Annotated in this window: 3 protein-coding genes; all 3 read right to left on the bottom strand. The window is 73.1% G+C overall.

What is annotated here, in order from left to right:
* Positions 1–99: 99 nt before the first annotated feature.
* Positions 100–7,047: a type I polyketide synthase gene (locus CLV71_RS44010; protein WP_243867391.1), complete on the bottom strand. Its 6,948-nt coding sequence runs from the start codon at positions 7,045–7,047 to the stop codon at positions 100–102.
* Positions 7,048–7,178: 131 nt separating this feature from the next.
* The gene (locus CLV71_RS44005) at positions 7,179–7,814 is read right to left on the bottom strand and encodes a type VII secretion system-associated protein (RefSeq protein ID WP_133908925.1); all 636 of its coding nucleotides are present in this window, start codon (positions 7,812–7,814) and stop codon (positions 7,179–7,181) included.
* The gene (locus CLV71_RS44000) at positions 7,789–26,301 is read right to left on the bottom strand and encodes a WXG100-like domain-containing protein (protein WP_133908924.1); all 18,513 of its coding nucleotides are present in this window, start codon (positions 26,299–26,301) and stop codon (positions 7,789–7,791) included. Before CLV71_RS44000 ends, CLV71_RS44005 begins: the two co-directional genes overlap by 26 nt.
* Positions 26,302–26,340: the final 39 nt, after the last annotated feature.

The raw sequence follows: 26,340 nt of genomic DNA, 5'->3' as shown, positions 1-26,340 counted from the left end.
ACCAACCCGCCCGCGATCACTGCCCTCAGTACTCGACGTCGCCGAGTGTTCGGGCAGCTCGAGTGTCGTGAGTGGACCTTCGCGGTGATGTCGAGGTGATCACCAGGTGGCCGGCGGGGAGTCCTCGCCGAGGAAGCCGCCGATCTCGGGCCACAGCGCACGCCAGACCACGCTGCCGTGGTCACTGTCGTGCGCGAGGCCCGGCACCGTGACCAGTCGTGCCGGCCGACCCGCCTGCCGCAGCCTGGCCGCCAGTTCCTCGGACTGCGCGGCGGGGATGACCGGGTCCGCGTCGCCGTGCACCAGGAGCAGCGGGGCGGCCACGCGGTCGAGCGCGGTGAGAGGCCGTCGCTCCGGCGCCGCGAAGTAGGCGTCGACCTCGGCCGGGGTGGCGTCGATCCTGGCCGCTAGCAGCGATCCCGGTTGGACACGCTCGGCGGCGACCAGCGTGGCCGGGTCGTAGAAGCCCATGAGCAACACTCCGTGCCGCCACAGCTCGGGCCGTCGTTGCAGTGCCAGGAGTGCCGCGTACGCGCCCCTGCTGGTGCCCACGATGTTGACCCGCGTCTCGTCGATGTCGGCGCGTCCCGCGAGCCACCGCCCCGCGGCCACGACGTCGTCGACCTCGCCGCCGCCCATCTCGGCCCGTGCGCTGAACTCGGGGCCGTGCCCGGGCGCGCCACGCTGGTCCACGGTCAGCACGGCGAACCCCGCCGCACGCAGCGGCGCGTGCTCGCTGACGCGGGCGTACTCGCCGTCGGCGTCCAGCGCCCCGCCCTCGCCCGCCGCGCAGACCACCACCGCCGGGTGCGGTCCCGGACCGGTCGGCAGGCTGAGGTGGCCGTGGATCACCAGCCCGTCGGCCGAGACGATCTCGTGTGCGGTGATGGCCGGCGCGGACCGCGTCAGCTCCTCGGCGAGCAGCTCCACGAGCACCGCGACGCCGATGCTCCGCTGCAACCGCACGGCGGGCACCGTGACGCCGAGCTGCTTCTGCAGCAGCACCCGCAGCTCGACCGCGGTGAGCGAGTCGACGTCCACGGCCTGCCCGTCGTCGAGCTGCTGCCCGGTCAGGCCGGTCGTCCGCGACAGCACGGGGACGACGAGCGCGGGCAACATCGCGGCGCGGTCCGCGGGGCTCGCGTCCCGCAGGCGCCCGGCGACCGAGTCGTCGCCGCCCTCCTCGGCACTCGCCGGTACCACGGCACGGAACGTCGGCAGGGACGCCAGCTGCGGGTTGACCCGCGACCAGCGCACCCAGTCGATGCCGGCGACCGAGGCCTCGGCGGGCCGGGTGCGCAGCAGCGTCGCCAGCTCGGCGACGAGGCGGGCGGGTGCCATGCCGACGTGACCGGCACGCCGCAGGACGTCGCCGACGTGGCCGTCGCGGCTGACCGCGACGCCGACGTCGTCGACCATCCCCCAGCCGACGCTCGTCGCGGGCAGGCCCCGCGCGTGCCGGTACCGCGCCAGCCCGTTGAGGTACTCGTTGGCCGTCGCGTACGCGCCCGTGCCGGCCGCGCCGAGCTGGGCCGCGAACGACGAGAACAGCACGAAGAAGTCGAGGTGGTCGGCCAGGGTCTCCCGGTGCAGGTGCCAGGCACCGTCCGCCTTGGGCCGGGTCGCGGCGAGCAGCCGGGCGGCGTCGGTGTCCGCGAGCACCACGTCGTCGAAGTCGGCGGCGCCGTGCACGATCCCCGCGACGGGCGGCATAGACGCACGCACGCGGGTGAGCAGTGAGCGCACCTGACCGTGGTCGCCGACGTCGGCCTGCTCGACCCGCGCGTCGACCCCGCGCGTGACCAGGTCGGCCACCAGCTGTGCCGCGTCGGCGGTCACGGCGCCGCCTCGGCCGACGAGCACCAGGTGGCGGGCGCCGCTGTCCGCGAGCCAACGCGCCACCGTCCGGCCGAGACCGCCGAGCCCGCCGGTGACGACGTACGTGGCGTCGGGCCGGACGGGTGTGCCCGGGACCGAGGCTGCGGGCACGGTCACCGCCTCGCCGGCCAGCCGGACGACGACCTTGCCGAGGTGGTCGGGGCTCGCCATGGTCCGGAAGGCCCGGTCCACCTCGTCCGCGGGCACCTCCGTGAGCGGCAGCGGGGTGATCACGTACCGCTCGAAGAGGTCCGCGACGGCACGCATGCACTCCCGGACGTCCTCGGGGCGCAGCGCCATCATCTGGTCGTAGTCCAGCGAGTGGAACGACAGCGCCCGTTTCGTGGAGGCCAGCCGCACCGCGTGGTCCGCGACGTCCCCCGGCTTGCCCAGCTCGACGAAGCGCCCGAACGTGCGCAACGCCCGCAGGCTGTGCTGGATCATCTCGCCGGGCAGCGAGTTGACGACGACGTCGACGCCTTCGCCGCCGGTCCAGCCGAGGACGTCGTCGGCGAAGGACGTGGACCTCGAGTCGGCGACGTGGGTGAAACCCTCACTGCGCAGGAACTCCCGCCGCCGCTCGCTGCCCGCGGTGACGAACACCTCGGCGCCGAGCCAGGTCGCGATGCGTGCCGCGGCAAGCCCGACACCGCCTGCCGCGGAGTGGACGAGCACCCGTTCCCCTTCACCGACCCCGGCGAGGCGGACGAGTGCGAGGTGCGCGGTGACCACGGGCAGCAGCGACGCGGCCTGCGCGTCGGACAGCGCGGCAGGGGTCGGCACCACCCGGACGGCGTCGAGCGTCACGTGGGAGGCGAACAGGTCCCTGCTGTGCGCGAAGACCCGGTCCCCCGCCTGGAGGTCCGCCACCTCCGCGCCGACCCGCACGACGGTGCCCGAACATTCCAGCCCGAGAGTCTCGCCGGAATGGCTGCCCTCGACGGCGTGCGGCGAGATCAGCCCGGTCTGCTTGAGCACGTCCTTGAAGTTGAGCCCGACGTGCGCGACCTCGACCTCGACCTCGCCGGGGCCGGGTGGCCGTCTCGTGGTCGCCACGAACCGGACCTCGTCGCCTGCCGCGCTCAGGCGGACCGGGGTGGTGTCGGTGCGGGCCACGACCTGGCCGGGTGCGGCACGCGTCAGCTGCCGGACGTACCGGCCGTGCGGGCGCAGCGCGACCTCGTCGAGGCGGTCGTGGGTCAGCTCGGCGAGCAGCGCGTCGAGCAGCTTGTCCTCGGTGTCCTGCGCGAGGTCGACGAGACGGCAGCGCAGCTCCGGCCGTTCGGCGGCGACCACGCGCCCGAAGCCCCACAGCGCCGCGGCGGACGGGCTGGTGGTGGGGTCGTCGGTGGCGACGCTCTGCGCGCCGGTGGTGACGATGAACAGCGTCCCGCCCGGCAGCTCCTGGACGAGCCGCAGCGGTACGGCGACCGGCCCGCAGGCAGGCCCGTCGCCGTGCTCCCCGTCATCGTGCTCCCCGTCATCGTGCTCCCCGTCATCGTGCTCCCCGTCGTCGACGTAGACCACGCCGCGGCAACCGGCCACCAGGGCGTCCTCGGTGGTCGCCGCGTGGACGACCTCACCGTCCAGCTCGGACAGTCCGCGGACCAGTGCGGTGGCCGTGGCCGACGAGCCCACGACGACCCAGCGGCCCTCGGCGGTGGTCGCGGCGTCCAGCGGCTCCGGCCGCCACACGGTGTCGTAGCGGAGTTCCGCCGGTTCCTCCGTGGCCTCCGCGAGCCTCCTGGCGCGCAGGCCCCGAACCTCCGCGACCACCTCGCCGTCGTCCGTGACGAGGGTGAGGTCGCACTCGACCTGGTCCGGTCCGGTGCCCTCGTGCGCCTGGCCGTACACCCGCAGCCGGGTGCCCGGCGAGCGGTAGAACCGGAACGAGTCGATCCTGGCCGGCACATAGGTGTTCGTGGCGAGCGCATCGTCGAGCACCAGCGCACCGACGATCGCGGCCTGCAACGCGGCGTCCAGCAGCGCCGGGTGCAGCCGGTGGCCTGCCAGGTCCACGGTGTCGAGCGACAGGTCGGCGACGACCTCGCGTGTCTCGCGCCGCCACCACAACCGTTCCACGGCACGGAAGGTCGGTCCGTAGTCGAGCGTCGACCCGGTCATCCGCGCGTACACGTCCTCGTGGTCGAGCCGAGGCAGTCCTCCGGTGTCCAGGTCCGGCCGGGGCGCCGGAGCAGCGTGCTTCGCGACGTACCCGCGCCGCAGTTCGGCGTGCGGCGTCCAGGTGGCGTCGTCGGACTGGCCGCGGCTGTGCAGGGTGAGGAGCCTGCGAGCCGGGTCGTAGCCGGTCCGCAGGGTCGTGACCGACGACGGCGGCAGCACGAGCGGCCGGTGGAAGACGACGTCGTCGAGGAAACACGGTTCGTCGCCGGGGAAGGCGGCCAGCGCGGCCTCGACATAGCCTGCGCCGGGGAACACGACCGTCTCACCGATCCGGTGGTCGCCGAGGTACGGGAACGCGGCCGTGGACAGCGCCACGTCCCGGACCGGCGTGACCGAGGAGACCGTGCGGCCACCGAGGCGCAGGCCGTCGGTGCCGAGCCGCCGCTCCCGGGACGCGGCGGACTCGACCCAGTGGCGTTCGCGCTGCCACGGGTACCTCGGCAGCTCGACGTGTTCACGCGGCCCCGGATGCACGTTCTCCCAACGGGGATCGACACCGGCGACGTAGAGGTCACCCAGCGTTTCGAGGAGCTGGCGGCGTTGCGGCCGGTCGCGGCGCAGCGAGGCGAGGCGCACGACGTCGTCGGCACGACCGGTCAACGCCTCGTCGATGGCGGTGGCCAGCACGGGATGCGGCCCGACCTCCAGCACGGCCCCGGGGGTGTGGCGGAGCACGCGCCGGAACGCGTCGGCGAAGCGCACCGGTTCACGCACGTTGCGCCACCAGTACTCCGCGTCCAGCTCGGGCCCGTCGACCTCGCCCGCGGTGACGGTCGAGACGAGCGGCACCCGCGCGGTGCGGGGCCGGACGTCCCGCAGCGCCGCGAGCAGCGGTTCGCGGATCTCGTCCATCTGGTGGCTGTGGTAGGCCACCTCGACCCGCAGCGCCTTGGCCGAGGCGCCTTCCGCCCTGAGCCTCCCGACCACCTCCGCCACGGCGTCGCGGTCGCCGGCGATCGTCGTCGCGTGCGCGCTGTTGACGGCCGCCACGGACGCGCCGTCGACGAGGTGGCGGGTGACCGTGTCGGCCGGCACGTTGACCGCCACCATCACGCCGCGTCCGGCGAGTCCGGCCTGCAGGCTCGCCCGGTGGTAGCTCACTGTCAGCGCGTCGTCGAGTGTGTACACACCGGCCGCGTACGCCGCGGCGACCTCGCCGACGCTGTGCCCGACGATCACGGCCGGTTCGATGCCCCAGTCACGCCACAGCGCGGTGAGCCCCGCCTGCACCGCGAAGTTCGCGACCTGTGCGTACAGCGTGCCCGTCAGCCGCGACCCGGCCTCGTCGCGGCGCAGTTCGTCCTCTATGGACAGATCGAAGCGGGCGAGCACGTCGTCACACGCGGCGACCACCTCGGCGAAACGCGGCTCGTCCAGCAGCTCGCGGCCCATTCCCCACCACTGCGGGCCCATCCCCGTGTAGACGAAGGCGATCTTCCTGGGCGTCGCCCGCACCGGCGAGACGGTGAGCCGGCGCAGCTTCTCCACCGCCTCGGCCGGGTCCGCCGCGACCACGAACGTCCTCAGTGGATGGTGGTCGCGCTGCCGTGCCGCGGCCCGGCCGATCCGCCGCAGTGACGTGGGCTGCGCCAGCACTGTCTGGTAGGACTCCGTCAGCGCCTGGAGCGCTTCGGGGCTCCGCGCCGACAGGGGCAGGAGCACCGGCCCGTCGTCGTCACGTGCCATGGTCCGCGTGGTCGGCCAGTGTTCGAGGATGGCGTGTGCGTTGGTGCCGCCGAACCCGAACGAGTTGACGGCCGCCCGCCTGGGTCCGGGAAGCTCCGGGAACGGGACCGTCTCCGTCGGCACGCGCAGCGGCAGCCGGTCGAACGGGATCCTCGGGTTCGGCCGTTCGAAGTGGAGGTTCGGCGGAACTTCCCCGTGTGCCAGGGACATCGCCGCCTTGATCACCCCGGCGACCCCGGCCGCCGCCTCGGTGTGCCCGATGTTCGACTTGACGGAGCCGAGCCAGTGCGTGTGGCCGGAGTCGCCGAGCACCTCGCCGATGGCGGTGGCCTCGATCGGATCTCCCACCGCGGTACCGGTTCCGTGTGCCTCGAAGTACCCGACCGACGCCGGCTCGACGTCCGCGACCCGGCACGCGCGCCGGATCAGCACGCGCTGGGCCTCGACGCTCGGCACGGTGATGCCGGGCGTGCGGCCGTCGGAGTTCACGGCGGTGCCCCGCACGACGGCGTGAATGTGGTCGCCGTCGTGCACCGCCGAGTGCAGCGGCTTCAACAACAGGACACCGGCCCCCTCGCCCCTGGCGTAACCGTTGGCGCGGTGGTCGAAGGACTTGCTGCGTGCGTCGGGCGACAGGAACCCGCCCTTCGACATCAGGATCGACGTGACCGGGTTGACCATCACGTTCACCCCGCCGGCCACGGCGAGGTCGCAGTCGCCACGCGCGAGTGCCGCGCACGCGTGGTGGATCGCCACCAGCGACGAGGAACAGGCGGTGTCGAGCGTCAACGACGGCCCGTGCCAGTCGAACGTGTAGGACAACCTGGCCGCCAGCATGGTCATGCTCACGCCGGTCGGGGTGGCGGCGCCGACCAGGTGCTGGTTCGCGTCGGTCAGCTGCAGGGTCGCGGCGTCGAACGTGAAGCCGCCGACGTACACCCCGATGTCGGCGGCCGACGTGGAACTCGGTGGTATACCGGCATCCTCGAGCGCCTCCCAGGTGACCTCGAGGAGCAGGCGCTGTTGCGGGTCGAGCGCGGCGGCCTCCCGCGGCGCCATCCCGAAGAAGCCGGCGTCGAACGCGTCGACCGGCGTGTCGAGGAAGCCGCCCTGGCGAACGACCATCCGGCCGGGCGTCGAGGCGTCCGCGTCGAAGAAGTCCCCTGCCCGCCAACGATCACGCGGGATGTCACCGACCGCGTCCGTGCCGGAGGAGACCAGCTCCCAGAAGCTGCGTGGATCCTCGACACCGCCGGGAAAGCGGCACCCGATCCCGATGATCGCGACAGGCGTGTTCATGGCCATCCCTTTCGTCCACTGGGAAAATGGTCACGAACCGGCCGGTGGTGGCGATAGGGGTGGGCCGGGAACTCTGCCCGTAGTCGTCGGGTATGCGGGCGATCGGGCAAACCTCCTGCCGGGCAACGACGTCAGGTGGCCGGCGCCGGCCGCTCCGGTGCCGCCGCGTGCCAGCGTGACAACAGGATGTCGTCGGTGTCGTAGGAGGTCGCGCGGAGTGCGACCAGTTCCTCGTCGCCCATCGCGGCGGTGTTGCGCAGGAAGTCGCCGGTCAGCCGGATCGACGCCGAGGCGCCCGGGTTGAACAGGACGTCGACGTCGTCGGGCAGCAGGCCCAGAATGGCGTCGAGGTCGAGCCGCTGCCAGTCGAACGCGCTGGTGCTCGTCTGGTGGCGCACGGAACTGGTCGCCACGACGCAGGGCAGCCCGTCCGGCGCGCGGACGATCAGCGGGCGCCCGTCGCCGTTGAGGGCCACGTCCAACAGGACGTCGTGGAGCACGACCTGGATCTGCCCGATCTTCCCCGGGCCGCGCAGCACGAGCCGGAACACCGCGTCGAGCGGGTCGGTCGGCGACTGTTCGTCCGACGGCTCGTAGTCCGGGTTGGACCGGAACTTGCCGACCGCGCCGTCCGGTGCCACCGGCCACAGACCCACGACCGCGTGCAGCGGCGGCGGGTCGTTCTCGTTCTCCTGGCGCCAGGCCGGGTCCATCAGCACCATCCACGTCTCCTCACCGGGGTCACCGGCCACGTCGTCGTCCGTCATGAGAACCATCCTTTCGTTCCGTTCGTGGGGAAGAGCTGAGCACGATCCCACCAGGGGTGGGAGTCTGCGCGTCGAGGAGCGGTCGCACCCCGACCCCGGGAGCGACCTCCACCCGCTGGTCCACCGCGAGGACGGCGGTACCCCGGAACCCGACGTCCCGCGCGAGTCGTTCGAGCGCCGCCCGCTGGGCACTGCCGACCCGGCAGGCCGCGAACATCAACCGGCCGCTCGCCCGCCAGTCGCCGTACTCCGCGGCGTCCAGGGACGCGGCCAGCCGCAGGAGGCCGGCCTCGTCGAGGAACCTGTTCCCCCCTGCCCGCAGGGGAACCCGGAACCCGCGCTCGTCGTGGTGCAGGACGAAGGCGTACGGACCGGGGGTGCCGGCGGCGTAGACCGTCGTCGCGATGCCGGCTTCGCCCTGCGACAGGAAGGCCGCGCCGACCAGGTCACCGGCGCTGTCCCGCAGCGGCGACACGTGGACGTCGGCAGGTGTCAGGTCAGGCAGGAGGGCCCCGAACGTGGCCGCCACGTCCTCGATGCCGCCGGTCGACAGGACCCGCATGCCGACGTCCCCCGGGGGTAGGTCGACCTCGATGGCGATCTCGCCACGGCCGTGCGGCACGCCAGGAGGTGCGGCGGTGTGGATCGTCACGTCGGCGGGTGTGACGGGTAGTCCCCGAGCGGTCAGGTGAGCCGACTCGGTGGCCACTTCGTCGGTGAACATCCGGGTCGCGCGTTGTGCGCCGTCCGCCCAGCCGGAGCCGCTTCCCCGGAGCTGTACCGTCACCAGGCCGACGGGGTTCTGTGACCGGGTCGACCGGTTGAGGCGGAGGCGCCAGGCCTGGGCGCGGGTCGCCAGCCGTGCGGTCTCCCGCACACTCGACTCGAACCGGGCCCACGCGGCGTGCGACGCGGCACCGGGGCCGGGGAGCCTGACCGGAGCGATGTGCTCGGTCGCGAGTTCGGACAGTGGCACCTGCCGAAGCCCGGTGCCGTCGTCGAACACACCTCCTGGGACGGTACCGACCAGACCGTCCGGCATCGTCATGTTGTTGGTGGTGCTCGCCCAGGCACGTACGGGTCCCGCCGGTCCGCCCGCGCGGAAGCGGTGGGCATGGGACGTGCCGCCCTGCGACGGTGTCGTGTCGGCCCTGCACACCAACAGCAGGGTCTCCGGTGGGTTCGCCGGATCCGGGTGAGCTGCCTGGAAGACGGCGGAAGCGGACCGCAGACGAACCGCGTCCGCGCCGGAAACCACGGCGAGGTCCCCGATCCGCCCGGTGTTGCCGGCCCGCAGGTTGTACCTGAAACCGTTGCCGTCCGGGTCGCCGTGCTGCAGCTGCGTCCAGACCCGTGGCGACCAGTTCCCGAGAGCGAAGTAGTCGGCGAAGGTTCCCTGCGGTGGGGTTCCGAAGCCCATCAGGTACACGCGCTGGCCGATCTCTGTCGCGTTCGCCGCGTAGTTCGAGACCGCCAACTGCCCGAACAGCTCACTGGGGTGGAACTCACCGAAGGTGCCGAGCCGTTCGTTGGCCAGCGAGTAGGTGACCACGTCGTCCGGTCCTGGCCGGGGTGGGCCGGTCCGGGACAACCCGGCCGTTCCCCCCGGGCCGGTCGTCGCGACGCCCCCGCTGCCGGTCAGGTGCCAGGTGGCCGTCGCCGACACGGTCAGCGTGCCGCGCCAGTAGCCGCCCCGCATCATCTCGGTCGTGATCGAACCCGGGTCCGGCGCGGGTCCAGCGGCGGGCACGGTGAGCCACAGCACCGCTGGTTCGGTACCCCAGGCGGGGTCGCCGATGGTGTACGCGGCGGTGTTCAGCGCGGCGAACGTGACGTGTTCCTGCGCGATGACCCGGCCGAGGTCCGCGCCGGACGCGGCGACCGGCTGGCCGTCCTTGCGCGTCACCGTGCCGCCACCGAACACGACGAACGGGCGGACGTGCCACTGCCCCCGCTGCTCGACCCCGTTGTGGTGGTAGGTGGCCATGCTGGTGTCGGTGACCTGCCGCGCCCACGCCCTCGCCTCCGCGAGCACGGTCTCGTCCCCCGGATACCGGAGGAACGCGGCGACCGGGCGGCCGTCGGCGTTCGTCAGCGTCTCGACGCGGACGTCGCCGGAACGCAGCACCGACACGGACACGAACCGGGTGTCCTTGCCCAGCTCCAGGCGCCCGTTCTCGATGCGTGCGCCGCCGTCCGTCACGTACACGTCGTTGTAGTACCGCATCATGCGCAGCGCGGAGGCGACGTCGAACCCGACCATGCCCGCGGCGGCGCGGTTGCCCGTGGCACGACCGCCCGCCTCGACCGCGACGATCACGACGGCCTTCCCACTGTCCAGCAAGGACACGGTCCCTGGTTCGGTGAAGAACGCCAGCCCGAGCTGGTCGCCGCCGACCTCGACCACCCGGTCCCGCACCTCGGTGCCGGGAGGCAGCGCCATCCGCACGAACCTGCCGCCGCCGTGCGTCTCGACCACCAGCACGATCGGGTCGACGACCCCGTCCAGCCCCGCCGCGCCCGCCAGGCCGGGACCGTCGTAGACGACGAACTCGCCCCACTCCTGGCTCGCCTCCGGCGTCACCGGGAACGCGGTCATCAGGCCGGACTCGGTGGTCACCACGTCACGCATCGACAGGACGCCGTGGGGAACGAACGGCTCGCCCCAGGTGAGCATCGCCGCACCACCCAACGGGAAGCCGATCTCGTTGAGGAAGCGCATGGGGGACAACGCGCTGACGTGGTGGAAGCCGGGCCACGGACCGCCGGTCATCCTGCCCATCAGCTCGACGACCTCGCCTGTCACGCGCGCCGCGCCGGCCTGCCCGTTCGGGTCCGCGCCGTCGTAGCTGGTGAACACGACGAGCGGGCGCCGCACGAGGTCGCCTGCCCCGTCACCCCGCAGCCGCATGCTGCCCACCATCGACGCGGCGGCGTCGAACGGGGACATCAGCAGGGTGGCACCGGCTTCCTGTCTGGTGAGGTGACCGTTCCCGACCATCAGGAACATGAAGATCGGGGGGACTCGGCCGTGTTCGGTCCACTGCGCCCACGGGGCGGCCACCAGTTGTCCCCGCACCTGTCCGCCGGCGGTCGCGGTCGCCCACGTGATGGTCGTCATCCCGGCGTCGCCCGTGGCCGCGAGCCCTTCCAGGTGGCGGGTGAAGTCGGGGCCGTGGTCGAAGGCGAAGAACGAGTCGCGGCCCCGCGAGTCCCGCACCCACCGCACCGCCTCCGGATCGGCGCCGGGGGCCAGCACGATCCCGCCGGGGGTGGGGAACTCGTTGCCGGCGAGGGCTCGCACGCCGACCCCCGGTGCGATCTCGACCCGGCGGTGGGACGTCTCGACGGCACTGCCGTGGTAGCCGTGGTCCCTGGCGAGCCGGTCCAGCACGGCGTGTTCCGGTGCGCCGACCCAGCAGGCGGCGATCAGCAGCCTCCCACTGGAGCGCCAGTCGCCGTACTCCGCGGCGTCCAGCATGCCGGCCAACCGCATGAACCCCTCGGCGTCGACGAACCGCCTCCTGCCCGAGCGCAGCGGGATCACGTACCCGCGCACGTCGTGGTGCACCGCGAGGACGTAGCGGCCCGGGAGGACGGCATCCGCGGCGACGACGGTCGCCGCCACGGCGGCTTCCCGAGGCGGCAGGAACGCCGCACCGACCGGGTTGCCCGCGCTGTCCAGCAGCGGGGTCACGTGGACGTCCACCGGCAGCAGCTCGGGCACCAGGGGTCCGAGAGCGGCCCGGATCCTGCCTTCGTCGTGGCTTTCCAGTGCCCGCAGGCCCACATCACCCGGCGGGATGTCGACGGCGATCCGGACCTCCCCCGCGCCGTCGGCACGCACCTGCTGTGCCGGGTCGGTCGTCGCCATGTCCACCGGTAGGTCGGCAGGGCCGACGGGTAGTGCCCGGTCGGCGAGCAGGGCGCCCTCGACGGCCACCTCGTCGGTGAACACGCGGCCGGCGTACCCGGCGGCGTCCTGCCAGCCGGGCCCGCTGCCGCTGATCCGGACCGTCAGCAGACCGACCGGGTTCCGCGCCGACTGGTTCAGCCGCAGCCGCCAGGCCTGGGCGCGGGTCGCCAGCCGCGCGATGTCCCGCACACCCGACTCGAATGGGGTCCGGTCGTCGGCCGGCAGGGCCAGTGCGACCGGCTCGATCTCCTCGGCCACGAAGTCGTTCAGCGGCGTGAGCGCACGCCCGGTGCCGTCGTCGAGCACACCCGAGGAGGGCACTTCCAGCTCCCCGGACGCGGAGATCGACACGAGGGTCTCGGCCGCCCACGCCCGTGCCCCGGTCGTGGTTCGGAACTGGTGGGCACGGGACTCCTGGCCGGGTGACGTCGTCAGGGCGGCCCGGCACACCACCAGCAGTGTCTCGGGTGGGTCCGCCGGGTCCGGGTGCGCGCGCCGGTACAGGTCCGAGCCCAGCTGGAGCCGGGCCGCGTCCGCGCCGGACAGGTAGACCACGTCCCCGTACCCGCCGTGGACACCGCGTCGCAGGCGGTAGCCGATCCCACCGCCGTCGCCGTGGTTCACGACCGTCCAGGAGTTCGGCGACCAGTTCGCCAGAGCCAGCCGGGACTCGGCAGGCACGTCGCCGAGCACGCGGTACCAGCGTCGCGTGAACTCGCTCGCCTGAGCGGCGAACACCGACTGGCTCACGTAGTGGCCGATATCGGTGGCGTGGAACTGACCGAAGACGCCGAGCCGCTCGTTGGCGAGTGCCTCGGTGACCACGTCGTCCGGATCGGGCAGCAGCGGGCCCGTCCGGTCGAACCCGGTCGAGTCCCGGGGACCGACGGTCGCGATGCCGCCCGCGACCAGCTCCCAGCTCGTCGCCGCGGCCACGGAGAGAGTGCTGCGCCAGTGGCCGGCCCGCATCATCTCGACGGTGAACCGGTCCGAGACCGGGCCCTCGGGGGTCGAGGCGCTGTCGACGGTGAGCCACAGCACGGACGGCTCGGTCCCCACCAACCCGACGTTCACGAAGGTGTATTTGGCGTTGAGCGCGGCGTGGACGGCGGGATCGTCGCCGACGACCCGGCCGACGTCCGCGTCCGACACGGGGACCGCCCGACCGTCCTTCCGGATCGCCGTGCCGCCGCTGAACACCACGAACGGGGTGAACCCCCACGGCGGGGCCTGCTCGACCCCGTTGTGCCGGTAGGTGGCCAGGCGGGTGTCGGTGACGTTCCGCGCCCAGTCGCGGGCCGACGCCAGTGCGTTCTCGTCACCGGGGTAGCGCAGGAACACCGCGACCGAGCGGCCGGACGCGCCCGTCAGCACCTCCGACGAGACGTCCCCGCCGCGCAGCACCGACACCGGCTCGAACGCGGCGTCCTGTGCCAGCTCCAGGCGGCCGTTCTCGATGCGTGCGTCACCGCGCAGCGCGTACACGTCGTTGTAGTGGCCCGCCTGCCGCAGCCTGGCGGCCAGGTCGAACGCGATCATCCCGCGTACGGCGGGATCGCGGCCCGTCCCGGCGGCCCGGCCGTCCGTCCCCGGCGTGACGACCGCGATGGCACGCCCCTGCCGCAGCAGGTTCATGAACCCGCCCTCGGCCATGAGCATCCGGCCGAGCTGGTCGCCGTCCCGCTCCACCAGCCGGTTCTCCATCAGGGTGCCCGGCGGCAGCGCCAGGCGTGCGAACCGGCCACCGCCGCGCCCGTCGAGCACGAGCACGATCGGGTCGACGACCCCGGCCAACCCGGCCGCACCCGTCACGCCGGGCGCGTCTCCCATCATGAACGCGTCCCACTCGCGCCCGGTCGCCGCATCCACGGGGAACGCCGCCACGCGCCTGGACGCGGTGATCGCCACGTCGCCCATCGACACGGCGCCGTGGGGGACGAACGGCTCACCCCACGTCGCGAGCAGCGCCGGGAAGCGCGTCGAGGCCACCGTGGACGAGTCCACCAGGGCCGGGTTCGCGCTGACGTGGTGGAAACCGGGCCATGGGCCGCCGGTCAGCCGGCCCATCTCCTCGATCACCTCGGCCGTCACCCGCGCGGCGGCGCCGTCCGGATCCGCGCCGCGGTACTGGGTGAACACGACGAGCGGGCGACGCACGGGGTCGTCCACCCCGTCTCCCCACAGCGCCATGGTGCCCACCGCCGACGTGGCCACGTCTCGCGGTGAGATCTGGCCGGCAGTCGCGTCAGGACGCATGAGCTGACCGTTCTCGGCCACCAGGAGCAGGAACACCGGGGGGACGCGGCCGTGCCGCATCCACGACGCCCACGGCGCGGCCTCCAGCCGCCCCGTCTGCCTACCGCTGCTGTCCCGGGTCACCCGGACGATGGTCGTCAGCGCCGCGTGTCCCGTGTACGTCAGCCGCTGGAGGAACTTCCGAAACCTGTCGCCGTAGTGGAAGGTCAGGAACGTCGGCCGGCCCCGCGAGTCACGCACGAAATGCATCGGCACCGCCCCGGCCGGAACCTCCCGAGGGGCCAGCACGACACCTCCCGGTGTCGGCGGCGCTTCGTCGGCCAGTACCCGCGCGCCGATCCCCGGCACGATCTCCACCCGGCTGGCGGTCGCCTCGACGTCCCGTCCCCGGTAGCCGAAGTTCCGTGCGAGGTCGTCCAGCGCCGCGTGCTCGGGCGCGCCCACCCGGCAGGCGGCGAACAGCAACCGGCCGCCCACGCGCCAGTCGCCGTACGCCGCGGCGTCCAGGGTCACGGCCAGCCGCATGAACCCGCTCGCGTCGAGGAACCGGTGCCCACCCGACCGCAACGGGACCCGGAACCCGCGTTCGTCGTGATGTGCCGCGAGCGTGTACGGGGTGGCGGTGGTCGTGGCGTAGGCGGACCGGGCGATGCCGGCCTCCCCGGGCGACAGGAACGCCGCGCCGACCGCGACGCCGTTCGCGTCCACCAGCGGCGACACGTGGACATCGGCGACCGTCAGCGCGGGAACGAGGCTCCCGAACGTGCCCTCCCACTGCCGGGGGTCGTTGGTTCGGAGCGCCGACATGCCGACGTCGCCGGGCGGCAGGTCGACGGCGAGCCGGACCTCCGGGTCCGGGGCGACCGACGGCCGCACCTCCGTGTGCACCGGCACGTCGCCGGTGGTGACGGGCAGACCCAGTGCGGTGAGGGCGGTGGCCTCGGCGGCGACCTCGGCGGCGAACTGGTTGGCCACGTACCGCACACCGTGGGACAGGCTTCCCTGGATCCGTACCGTCAGCAGTCCCGCCGGGCGCGACCGGTTCAGCATCAGCCGCCAGGCCTGGGCGCGGGTCGCGAGCTGGGCCGTGGCCCGCACCCCCGCCGCCAACGCGTCCCACCCGTCGGCCGACCCGCTGTGCGGGACGGTCACCGTGACCGGGTCGATCCGCTCCGCCGCGAAGTCGGCCAGGCGGCGTACCGGGGTCCCGGTGCCGTCGTCGAACACGCCGCCGAAGACCGTGCCGGCCATGCCGCTCCTGAAGACCGAGCTGTCGGTCGCCGTCGCCCAGGCACGCACCGGCCCCGTCGGGCCGCCCGTGCGGAACCGCTCCGCGTGGGACACACCACCCAGGGACGGGGCCGACTCGACGAAGCACACCAGGAGCAGCGTCTCCGGTTGGCTCGCCGGATCCGGGTGCGCGCGTTGGAACACGGCGGAGCCGAACCGGAGCCGGGCGGCGTCCTCGCCGGACACGATGACCATGTCACCGAGCCGTCCGCCGTGACCGGACCGCAGGCGGTAGGAGAAACCGTTGCTCAGCAGCTCGCCGTGCTGCATGTGCACCCATGCCGTCGGCGACCAGTTGCCCAGGACCGGGGTGCTCGCAACCGGCCCGAGCCCGTACAGGCCCTGCTTGTACAGCCGCCGTGTCAGCTCGGTCGCCCGCACCGCGTGGTTCGAGTCGGCCATGTGCTGGTTGTGGTCCGACGGGTAGAACTGCCCGAAGACACCCAGCCGTTCGTTCGCGAGGGCGTGGCCGACCACGTCGTCCGGTCCGGGCACCGGTGGTGTGGTCCGGTCGAGCCCGTCCGCCACCGGTCCGGTCGTCGCGACGGCGCCGTCGGCCCGCAGGTACCAGCTCGCCGCCGGGTTCACGGTCAGCGTGCTGCGCCAGTGACCGCCACGCAGCATCTCGGTCGCGAACCGGTCCGTGTCGCGCCAGGGCTCGGTGACGGCGGCCTCGTGGTGGAAGGCGTTGTGGGTGGTGAGCCACAGGACCGGCGGCTCGATCCCCCAGGGGAGGAACTGGGTCGTCCTCGACTCGGGATCCAGCACCGCGTGCGTGACGGGGTGGTGCGCGACGACGCGGCCGACGTCCGCGGCCGAGGCGTGGACCGGCCTGCCGTCCTTGCGCACCACCACGCCGCTGCTGAACACCACGAACGGCGGAATGCCTGACAACCGCTTCGGTGCCCCGTCGTGGTGGTAGTCGGCCATGCTGGCCGCGGTGACGTTCCTCGCCCACCCCATGGCCATGGCCAGCAGGGGACCGTCACCGGGATAACGCAGGAAGACGCCGACCGGCTGCCCGTCGTCGTTGTGGAGCGGCTCCACCTCGACGTCACCGGTGCGCAGCACGGACACCAGCTCGAACCGGGCGCTCGGGTCCAACTCCAGGCGGCCGTCCTGAAGGTGTGCCGCGCCGTCGAGCACGTACACGTCGTTGAAGCGCCCCGCCTCGCGCAGCGCGGACGCCACGTCGTACCCGACCATCCCACCCGAGGCACGGTTGCCCGTGACGCGGGCGTCCGCCTCGAGCGTGACGAGCACGACGGCATGGCCACCGTCCAGCAGGGACGCCGTGCCGGGGGCGTCGTGGAACATCGGTCCCAGCTGGTCGCCGGTCAGCTCGACCAGTGTGTCGTGCGCCGAGGGGAGGGCGACACGCACGAACCTGCCGCCCCCGTGTGTCTCGACCACGAGCACGACCGGGTCGACGACGCCCGTCAGCCCAGCCGCGCCCGCCACGCCCACGGCGCCACCCGCGACGAACGCGGCCCACTCGTGGCGGGATCCCCGGTCCGCCGGGAACGCGGCCACCCGCCATGACGCCGTGGCGACCACGTCGGCCACCGAGAGGACGCCGTGCGGGACGAACGGCTCGCCCCAGGTCGTCAACCCCGTGCCCACCGTCACCGGGTTCACGTCCTGGAGGTCCTGCATGAACGGACGCGAGCTGACGTGGTGGAACCCGGGCCACGGGCCACCGGTCAGCCGGCCCATCTCCTCGACCACCTCGACCGTCGCCAGCGCGGCGGCGGCGTGCCCGCCCGCGTCCCCGTCGTCGTAGTGGGTGAACACGACCAGCGGGCGCCGCACGCGGTCGGCCCCCGAGCCGATCGAGGCGACCACCGACGAGGCGGCCTCGGCCGGCGACATCGTCCGGTCGGCACCGGCCTCCAGCCCGACGAACTGCCCGTTGCTCGACGTGAGCAACACGAACACCGGCGGCACGCGGCCGCCCTCCGCCCACGACGCCCACGGGGCGGGCTCGAGACGGCGGTAGAGCTGCCCCGCCTCGTCCTGCGACGCGTGGACGACGAGCCGCAGCCCCGCGTCACCGGCGTCCGTGAGCGCCCAGAACCGTCGGGCGAACTCGACACCCTGGCCGAACGTGAAGAAGGTCGCCCGGCCCTGCGAGTCCCGTTGCGACATCACCGGCCCCTGGTGACCGGGCGGCGACAGCACGACTCCCCCCGGCGTGGGGAACTGGTCGGGACGCAGTGCACGCACCACCGGCCCCGCGACGATCTCGACGCGCTGGTCGAGCGCCACCACGTCACTCCCCTGGTAGCCCGACTCCCGCGCGAGCCGGTTCAGCGCCGCCTGCTCGGGGGCACCGACCCAACACGCCGCGAACATCAACCGGCCGCTGGCGCGCCAGTCCCCGTAGCTCGCCGCGTCCAGCGTGCCCGCCAACCGCATGAACCCGGCCGCGTCCACGAACCGGTTCCCGCCCGAGCGCAACGGGATCCGGAACCCGCGCTCGTCGTGGTGCACCACGAAGGTGAACGGACCCGGCTGGCCTGCCGAGGCGAACGCGGCCGTCGCCACCGCCGCCTCGGCAGGCGACAGGAACGCCGCGCCGACCCGGTTGCCCGCACCGTCCAGCAACGGTGAGACATGCGCGTCGGCCGGCGTGACGTCCGGCACCAGACCGCCGAACGCGGTCTCCATCGCGGTTCTGTCGCCACTGCGCAGCGCCGTCATGCCGACGTCACCCGGCGGTAGGTCGACGGCGATGCCGATCTCCCGCGCGCCCCCGGGCCTGCTCGGGTAGCCGGAGAACCCCGGGTCGGTGTGGACCGGCACGTCCGCCGCGGTGATGGGCAGGCCAAGGCCGGTGAGCGCGGCCGACTCGATGGCCACCTCGTCGGTGAAGATCTCGGTCGCACGCTGGGCGCCGTCGAGCCAACCCAGGCCGGTGCCCTGGATCTGGACGGAGAGCAGCCCGACCGCGTTCGTCCGGTTGAGCCGTAGCCGCCAGGCCTGGGCACGCGTCGCCCGCCGGGCGACCTCCCGCACCCCCGACTCGAACTGGTTCGCCGCGGCGGCCGACCGGGTCCGCGGCAGTGGCAGGGTGACCGTGTCGATCCGCTCGGCCGCGAAGTCGGCCAGCGGCCGCCGCGCCGGCCCGGTGCCGTCGTCGAACACGCCACCCGGGTCGGTGCCGACCTCGCCGAACGTGGTGGTCACGGCGTCGGTCCCGGTCGCCCACACGGGCGCCGCGGATCCCGTCCGGTACCGGTCTGCGTGGGTGTCGCCGCCGTCGAACGGCACGTCGTCGGCCCTGCACACCACCAGCAGGATCTCGGGTGGGTTCGCCGGTTCCGGGTGCGCGCCACGGAACAGGGCCGAGCCGTCCTGGAGCCTCCTCGCGTCCTGGCCGGTCAGGACGACCCGGTCCGTCGGCCTGCCGGCCTGACCCGACCGCAGGCGGTAGACGAAGCCCTCGGCCTGGGGGTCGCCGTGCTGCATGTGCGTCCACACCTGCGGAGACCAGTTCGCCAGAGTCGCGACCTCCCCCTTCGTCGCGGGGTCCCCGTCCCACCCCCGCAGGTAGTAGCGGCGCGCGAACTCGGTGATCCGCGCCGCGTAGCCCGAGACGTGCAGGATGTGGGCGAGGTCGTTCGGGGCGTGGAACTGGCCGAACGTGCCGAGTCGTTCGTTCGCCAGGGCGTAGGTGACCACGTCGTCCGGTCCCGGCCGCGGCGGCCCCGTCCGGTCGAGCCCGCCCGTGCCGGCCGGGCCGGTCGTCGCGATACCGCCGGACGCGGTCAGCCGCCACCGCGCCGTCGCCGCCACGGTGAGGGTGCTTCGCCAGTAGCCACCCCGCAGCATCTCGGCCGTGAAGTCCGCCGAGCTGGGCAGGGTCGCCACGCCGGCCGGCGGTTCGGCGTTGTGGGTGGTGAGCCAGAGGACCGACGGCTCATCGCCCCGGCCGGGGTCGAAGATCGGCGCCGAGACCGGGTCCAGTCCGAGGTGTGTGGTGTCGTCGTCGGCGACGACCCGGCCGATGTCCGCACCCGACGCGGGGACAGCCCGGCCGTCCCGCCGGATGACCGTGTCACTGCTGACCACGACGAACGGTGGCAGGTCCCACTGTCCGCGCTCCGCCAGCCCGTTGTGGTCGTGGCCGTCCATGCTGGCGTCGGTGACGTGCCGCGCCCAGTCCAGCACCCGGGCCAGCATGTGTTCGTCACCGGGGTAGCGCAGGAACACGCCGGCCGGGTGCCCGTCGGCGGTCCGCAACGCCTCCAGTCGCACATCTCCCGCACGCAGCACCGACACCAGCTCGACCCGTGCGTCCTGGGACGGCGCCAGCCAACCGTTCTCGATGCGTGCGCCGTCGAGCACGTACACGTCGTTGAAGTGACCGGCCTGCCGCAGCACCGTCGCCAGGTCGAAGCCGACCATGCCGGCGCGGCCGCGCGGAGCGGGACCGCTCACACCGAGCGTGAGGACCGCGAGGGCACGACCGCTCTCCAGCAGCGACACGACAGCGGGTTCACCGAGGACCATCCGGCCGAGCTGGTCGCCGTCCAGCTCGACCAGCCGGTCCCTGAGCATGGTGCCGGGACGCAGCGCCATTCGGAGGTACCTGCCGTCGCCGTGCGTCTCCACGACGACCACCACCGGGTCGACGACACCGGCGAGCCCCGCCACGTTCCCCAGACCGGGGGCGCCGGCGGCCACGAACGCGGCCATCTCCCGTCCGGTCGCGGGCCCTGCGGGGAAGGCCGCCACGTGTCCCGCCGCGGTGACCACCACGTCGTCCATCGACAACGCACCGTGGGGGACGAACGGCTCACCCGCTGTCGCCAGCACGACCTTCGGCAGGGTGACATCGAGCCTGTCCAGGTCGGCCATCGGCGGATTCGCGCTGACGTGGTGGAACCCGGGCCACGGACCACCGGTCAGCCGACCCATCTCCTCGACCACCTCGACCGTCGCCCGCGCCGCGACGGCGGGACCGTCCGGGTCCGACACGCCATAGGAGGTGAACACGACCAGCGGACGCCGTACCCGGGCAGCGACCCCGTCACCCGGCAGCCCCATCGAGGCCACGATCGACGAGGCGACCTCCCGCGGTGGCATCGGCCGGCCGGCACCGCCCTCCAGCCGGAAGAACCGCCCGCGACTCATCCCCAGGAACACGACCACCGGCGGCACCCGGCCGTTCTCGGTCCACGAGGCCCACGGGGTGTGATCGAGTCCACTGTGGACCACGCCGGTGCCGTCGGGTGCCGTTCGCAGGATGATCTTCGTCGCCGCGTCGCCCGCGTTCGGCAACTCCCGGAACCACTGCGTGAAACGGTCGCCGTAGTCGAACGTGAAGAAGGTCGCCCGGCCCTGCGAGTCCCGTTGCGACAGCACCGGCCCCTGGTGACCGGGCGGCGCCAGCACGAGTCCGCCCGGCGTCGGCAGTTCCCCGTCGGCCAGTGGCCGCGCACCGACCCCGCGTACGATCTCGATCCGCTGGTCGACCGTACCGACACCACCGCCCCGGTAGCCGGAGTCGCGGGCGAGCCGGTCCAGCTCCGCCCCTTCGGGGGCGTCCACCCAGCAGGCCGCGAACATCAGCCGGCCGCTGGCGCGCCAGTCGCCGTAGCTCGCCGCGTCCAGCGTGCCCGCCAACCGCATGAACCCGGCCGCGTCCACGAACCGGTTCCCACCCGAACGCAACGGGATCCGGAACCCGCGCTCGTCGTGGTGCACGACGAAGGTGTACGGACCGGGTGCGCCGGTGTACACGTCCTTCGCCAGCTCGGCCTCCGCCGGCGACAGGAACGCCGCGCCGACGAGGGTGCCCGCGGCGTTCACCAGCGCGGACACGTGGACGTCGGCAGAGGTCAGTGCGGGCAGCAGGCCCGCGAACGCGGCCTCGACGGCACGGATGTCGCGGCCGGCGGTGTTCGTCAGCACGGCCAGGCCGACGTCGCCGGGTGGTATGTCGACGGTGAGGCCCACCTCGCCGCGGCCGTCCGGCCTGCTCGGATACCCCTCGTACTGCGTGGCCGTGCGCACCGGGAGGTCGGCAGGCGAGATGGGCAGCCCCCAGCCGGCGAGGGCGGCCGACTCGACGGCCACCTCGTCGGCGAAGATCCGAGCCGCGATCTGGGCACCGTGAAGCCACCCGAAGCCGCTCCCCTCGATCCGGACCGTCAGCGACCCGACCGGGCTCTGTGCCCGGGTCGTCTGGTTGAGGCGCAGCCGCCACGCCTGGGCGCGGGTCGCCAGCCGGGCCGTGTCGCGCACGCCCGCCTCGAACCGGGCCGCGTCGGCGGGTGAGCCGGCCCGGGGGACGGACAACGCGGCCGGGGCGATGTGCTCGGCCGCGAAGTCGGTCAACATGCGTGGCCGCTGCCCGCCACCGCCGCCACCGTCGTCGAACACGCCCCCTAGCTCGGTGCCGGGCAGCCCTTCGTTCGAGGAGGTGAGGGCGGTGACCCCGGTCGCCCAGACCCGTGCCGGTCCTCGCGTCGCCGTTGCCGCCCGGAACCGTTGCGCGTGGGACGGACCACCGCCCGGCGGGGTCAGCTCGGTCTTGCACACCACCAGCACCATCTCGAGCGGGTTGGTCGGCACCGGGTGCGCGTCCCGCAGGAGGGCGGAGGCGAACTGGAGCCGGGAGGCGTCGTCCCCGGACAGCAGGATCTCGTCGCCCGGCCGGTCCAGTCGACGGGACCGCAGGCGGTAGACGAAACCGGTGCCGTCGGGGTGGCCGTGCTGCACGTGGGTCCACGCGCTCGGCGACCAGTCGGCCAGGCTCAGGTAGTCCGCGAAACTCACCTGCCTGTTCTGCTCGACCCCGGCCATGTACAGGCGTCGGGTCAACGCCGACGCGGTGGCCGCGAAGCCCGAGATGGCCAGCTCGTGCACGTGGTCGGTGGGGTTGAACTGGCCGAACGTGCCGAGTCGCTGGTTGGCCAGCGCGTAGGTGACCACGTCGTCGGGGCCGGGACGCGGTGGCCCGGTCCGGTCGAGCCCGTTCGTGCCGGGGCCGGTCGTGACGATGGCGCCCGCCGCGGTCAGCTCCCAGGTCACCCCGGACGGCACGGTCAGCGTGCTGCGCCAGTAGCCGCCCCGCAGCATCTCACGCGAGAAGGACGCGGGGTCCGGCACGAGCCCGTGCCCGGTCGCGGCCGGCTGCGCGGCGTCGTCGACGGAAAGCCACAGGACCGACGGCTCCCGTCCCCACGCGACGTCGTGCTGCGTCGTCGAGAAGGGGTCCAGGTCGGTCTGTGCGGTGCGGTCGTCGGCGATGACCCGGCCGATGTCCGCGCTCGACACGGCCACCGGCCGGCCGTCCCGGCGTATCGCCGTGCCGCCGCTGAACACGGTGAACGGCCGGACGTGCCACGGACTCGACCGCGCGACCCCGTTGTGGTGGTAGGTGGCCATGCTCGCCGGGGTGAGCCGCTGTGCCCAGGCCCGCGCCCGGTTCCACATCTGGTCGTCGCCGGGATACCGGAGGAACGCCCCGACCGGCTCTCCCGCGCCGCCACGGAGGATCTCGAGCCGCACGTCCGCGCCACGCGGCACGGAGACGAGCTCGAACCGTGCGTTCGGCGCGAGCTCGAGGCGCCCGTTCTCGACGCGTGCGGCACCGGCCAGTTCGTACACGTCGGTGAAGTGGCCGGCCTTCCGGAGCACGGACGCGAGGTCGAACCCGACCATCCCCCTGACGGCACGGTCGCCCTCGGTACGACCGCCCTTCTCCAGCGCGACGACCACGAGTGGATGACCGGCCCGCAGCAGGGCGATGGTCCCCTGCGTGTCGAGGAACATCCGGCCGACCTGGTCACCGCCCAGTTCCACCAACCGGTCGGCGATCATGGTGCCGGGCGGCAACGCCATCCGCACGAACCTGCCGCCGCCGTGCGTCTCGACCACCAGCACGATCGGGTCGACGACCCCGGCCAGCCCCGCCGCGCCCGCCAGGCCGGGCACGTTGTTGGCCACGAACCCGCCCCACTCCTGGCTCGCCGCAGGCGTGACGGGAAAGGCGGCCGCCTGCCCTGACATGGTGGCCACGACGTCACGCATCGACAGGGCACCGTGGCGTACGAACGGGTCGCCCGACGTGACCATCGCCGTGTAGTCGAGTTTCCTGTCGACCTCGTCGAGGTACTGCAGCGACCCGTTCTCGCTGATCTCGCGAAACCCTGGCCAGGGACCACCCGTCAGCCGACCCATCAGCCGGACCAGCTCGACCGTCGCCTGTTCCGCCCCGGCCTGCCCGTTCGGATCGGTCGGGGTGTAGAGGGTGAACACGACCAGCGGGCGCCGCACCGGGTCCGCCAACCCGTCACCCGACTGCCACATGCGACCCACCAACGCGGTGGCGACCTCCTGCACGGTCATCGCCCGGCCGTGTCCGGCCTCCGTCCGGACGAACCGTCCGTGCCGCGTCTCCAGGAACACGAACACCGGAGGTAGCCGCCCGTCCGCGGCCCACGCCTCCCACGGCGCGGCGAGCAGCCGGTGGTCGAGCCTGCCGCTCGGGTCGCGGGTCGACTTCACGATCTTCCGCGTACCCGCCTCACCCGTGAGCCCCAACGTCTCGAAGCGGCGCATCATCTCGTCGGTGCCGTCGAACGTGAAGAACGTCGGCCGGCCCTGCGAGTCCCGCGTCATCCGCACGATCTCCCGGGGCGCCAGCACGACTCCGCCGGGGGTGGCCCGCTGTCCGTCAGGCAGTGCCTGTACGCCGACCCCCGGCGCGATCTCGGTGCGGCCGTCGAAGGTCTCGACCTCGCGTCCTCGGTACCCGGACTCCCTGGCGAGCCGGTCCAACGCCGCGTGCTCGGGCACACCGACCCCACAGGCGACGACCATCAGCCGGCCGCCGGCACGCCAGTCGCCGTAGCCCGCGGTGTCCAGTGTGCTCGCCAACCGCATGAACCCGCCCACGTCGACGAACCGCTCCCCACCGGAGCGCAGCGGGATCCGGAACCCACGAGCGTCGTGGTGCGCTGCGAACGTGTAGGCGTGTGGCCGCTCCCCGGCGAACACCGTCGCCGCGACGTCCGCCTCCCGAGGGGTGAGGAACGCCGCCCCGACCGGGTTGCCGGCGCTGTCCAGGAGCGGGGACACCTGCACGTCGGCCATCTCGTGGAACGCGTCGACGTCGGGAGGAGTGGACATCTCGCGTGGGACGGGTGGGTGGCTGTCCTGGACACCATCACCCGAACGGCGTTCACCCGGACCGGCCTCGGCCACCACCACGGTCCGGTCAGCAGCCGCTCCCTTGGCCTCGGACCCGGCCCCGGTCGCCGGCCCGGACCGCACAGCGACTCCTGACTGCGTGGCAGGTCCAGACTGTGTGGCGACTCCGGACTGTGTGGCGACCCCGGACTGCGCCAGCGGGCCGGAAACGACTGTCGGTCGCCCCTGGACGGCCGGGATGTTGGCCTGCGTGGTCGGGCTCTGCGTCATCCCGGCCGGTTGGCCGCTGGACCCGGCCGTACCAACGACGAACCCCCCGGACGGCTGTTCGCCGAGAAAGTCCGCGAGCGGCGCGGCGCCCGCCGCCACCGCGGTGACGGCGACTCCACCGTCCTCTGTGGACATCGCCGTCGGGGAGTAGACCGGTGGCGCCGCAGCCGTGAACCCGACCCCCACCGAGGTCGACTGTTCTGCCACGACAACGCTGTACCGTGGAGGCGCCTCCACGGTGCCGGACCCCGGAGAACCGGTCGACCCATCGGTCGACGTCTCGACCGGCTTCTCCTCGGCAGCGACGACACCCTTGCCGGCCTCCCCGCCGACACCCCCGCCCGACTTCACATCGACACCACCAGCCGCTTCCCCACCCGACTTCGCGTCGACCTTCACGTCACCAAGACCCACGTCACCGAGGCTCACGTCACCGAGACCCACGTCACCGAGGCTCAGGTCACCAACGGACAGGTCACCGACGGACAGATCAGCGGTAGCCCCACGATTGGCCGTACCCTGCGCCCTGCTCAACAGGCTCAACGCGCCGTCCGAGGCCGCCGCCACCGGCAGGGCCGCACCGCTGTCGGCGGAGGCGCCGTCCTTGGGCGGGAACAGCTTCTGCAACGCCGCCGCCAACGGATCCTGGGCGACGTTGATCAACGCGTTCGCCGCCGCGCCGCCGATCCCCACCTGCATCCCCGAGTAGGCCAGGTCGGCGAACCCCCGCCCACCCCGCGCCACCCTCGCTCGAACCTCCGCCCCCGCGAGCTTCTCGAGGTCCGCGCCCACCGCCGCCCGGAACTCCCTGGACCCCAGGTCCACCACCCGCCCGATGGACCGGCCGACCCCGAACAGCCCACCGCCCAACGCACCCAACACCGACGACATGAAGAACGCGTTCCAGTCCACGCCCTCCCGCAACCGCTGCCCACCCGCCGTGTGCAACGTGTTCTGCACACCGTCGATGGCGAGGTCCAACCCGCCCATGAACGCCGCACCCGCGGCGCCGTACTTGGCGACGTCGACCGCGAGTTGCCCGCCACCGCGCAGGGCCAGCCGACCGAGCTGGGCCAGTCCCTCACGGGTCGCGAGGTTCACCGCCAACGCGCGGAAACCGAAGCTCCCCAACCTGGTCAGCAGCTGTCGCAACACCGCCGCGATCCCGAACCGTGCCACGGCGACCACGGTCGGGATCAGGAAAGCCCCGATCAGCGACGCCAACAACTCCGCGATCGCCAACGCCAGCATCACCAGCATCGCGACGACCATGATCTTGGTCTTCTGGAAGTCGGCCGACGCCTGCAACATCGCCGACCCGAACCGGTCGGCCGCGTCGATCATCTGCGCGAGGGAGTCCGGCACCGTCACGCGGTAGAGCTCGACGACCTGGTCGGCCGTCTCTCCCGCCATCACCGAGTCGACCTGTCCCGCTATGGCCTCGAACCGCTGTCTGGCCTGCTCCAACGCCTCCCTGAATGCCATCCACGCGTCGGAGGAGTTCGCCAGGTCCCCCTCGTCGCCCTCCGGCCACGGCATCCCCACCGTCACCTTGAGGAGCGTCTGCAAAGAGTCAGGCAAGTCCGTCACTACCCGCGCTCCCCAACTCCTCCGCACCCGACCGACCGC

The organism is Actinophytocola oryzae (genome assembly GCF_004364325.1).
Taxonomy (GTDB): domain Bacteria; phylum Actinomycetota; class Actinomycetes; order Mycobacteriales; family Pseudonocardiaceae; genus Actinophytocola; species Actinophytocola oryzae.
The sequence above is the reverse complement of the archived record's forward strand: the minus strand, read 5'-3'. Positions and strand labels throughout refer to the sequence as shown.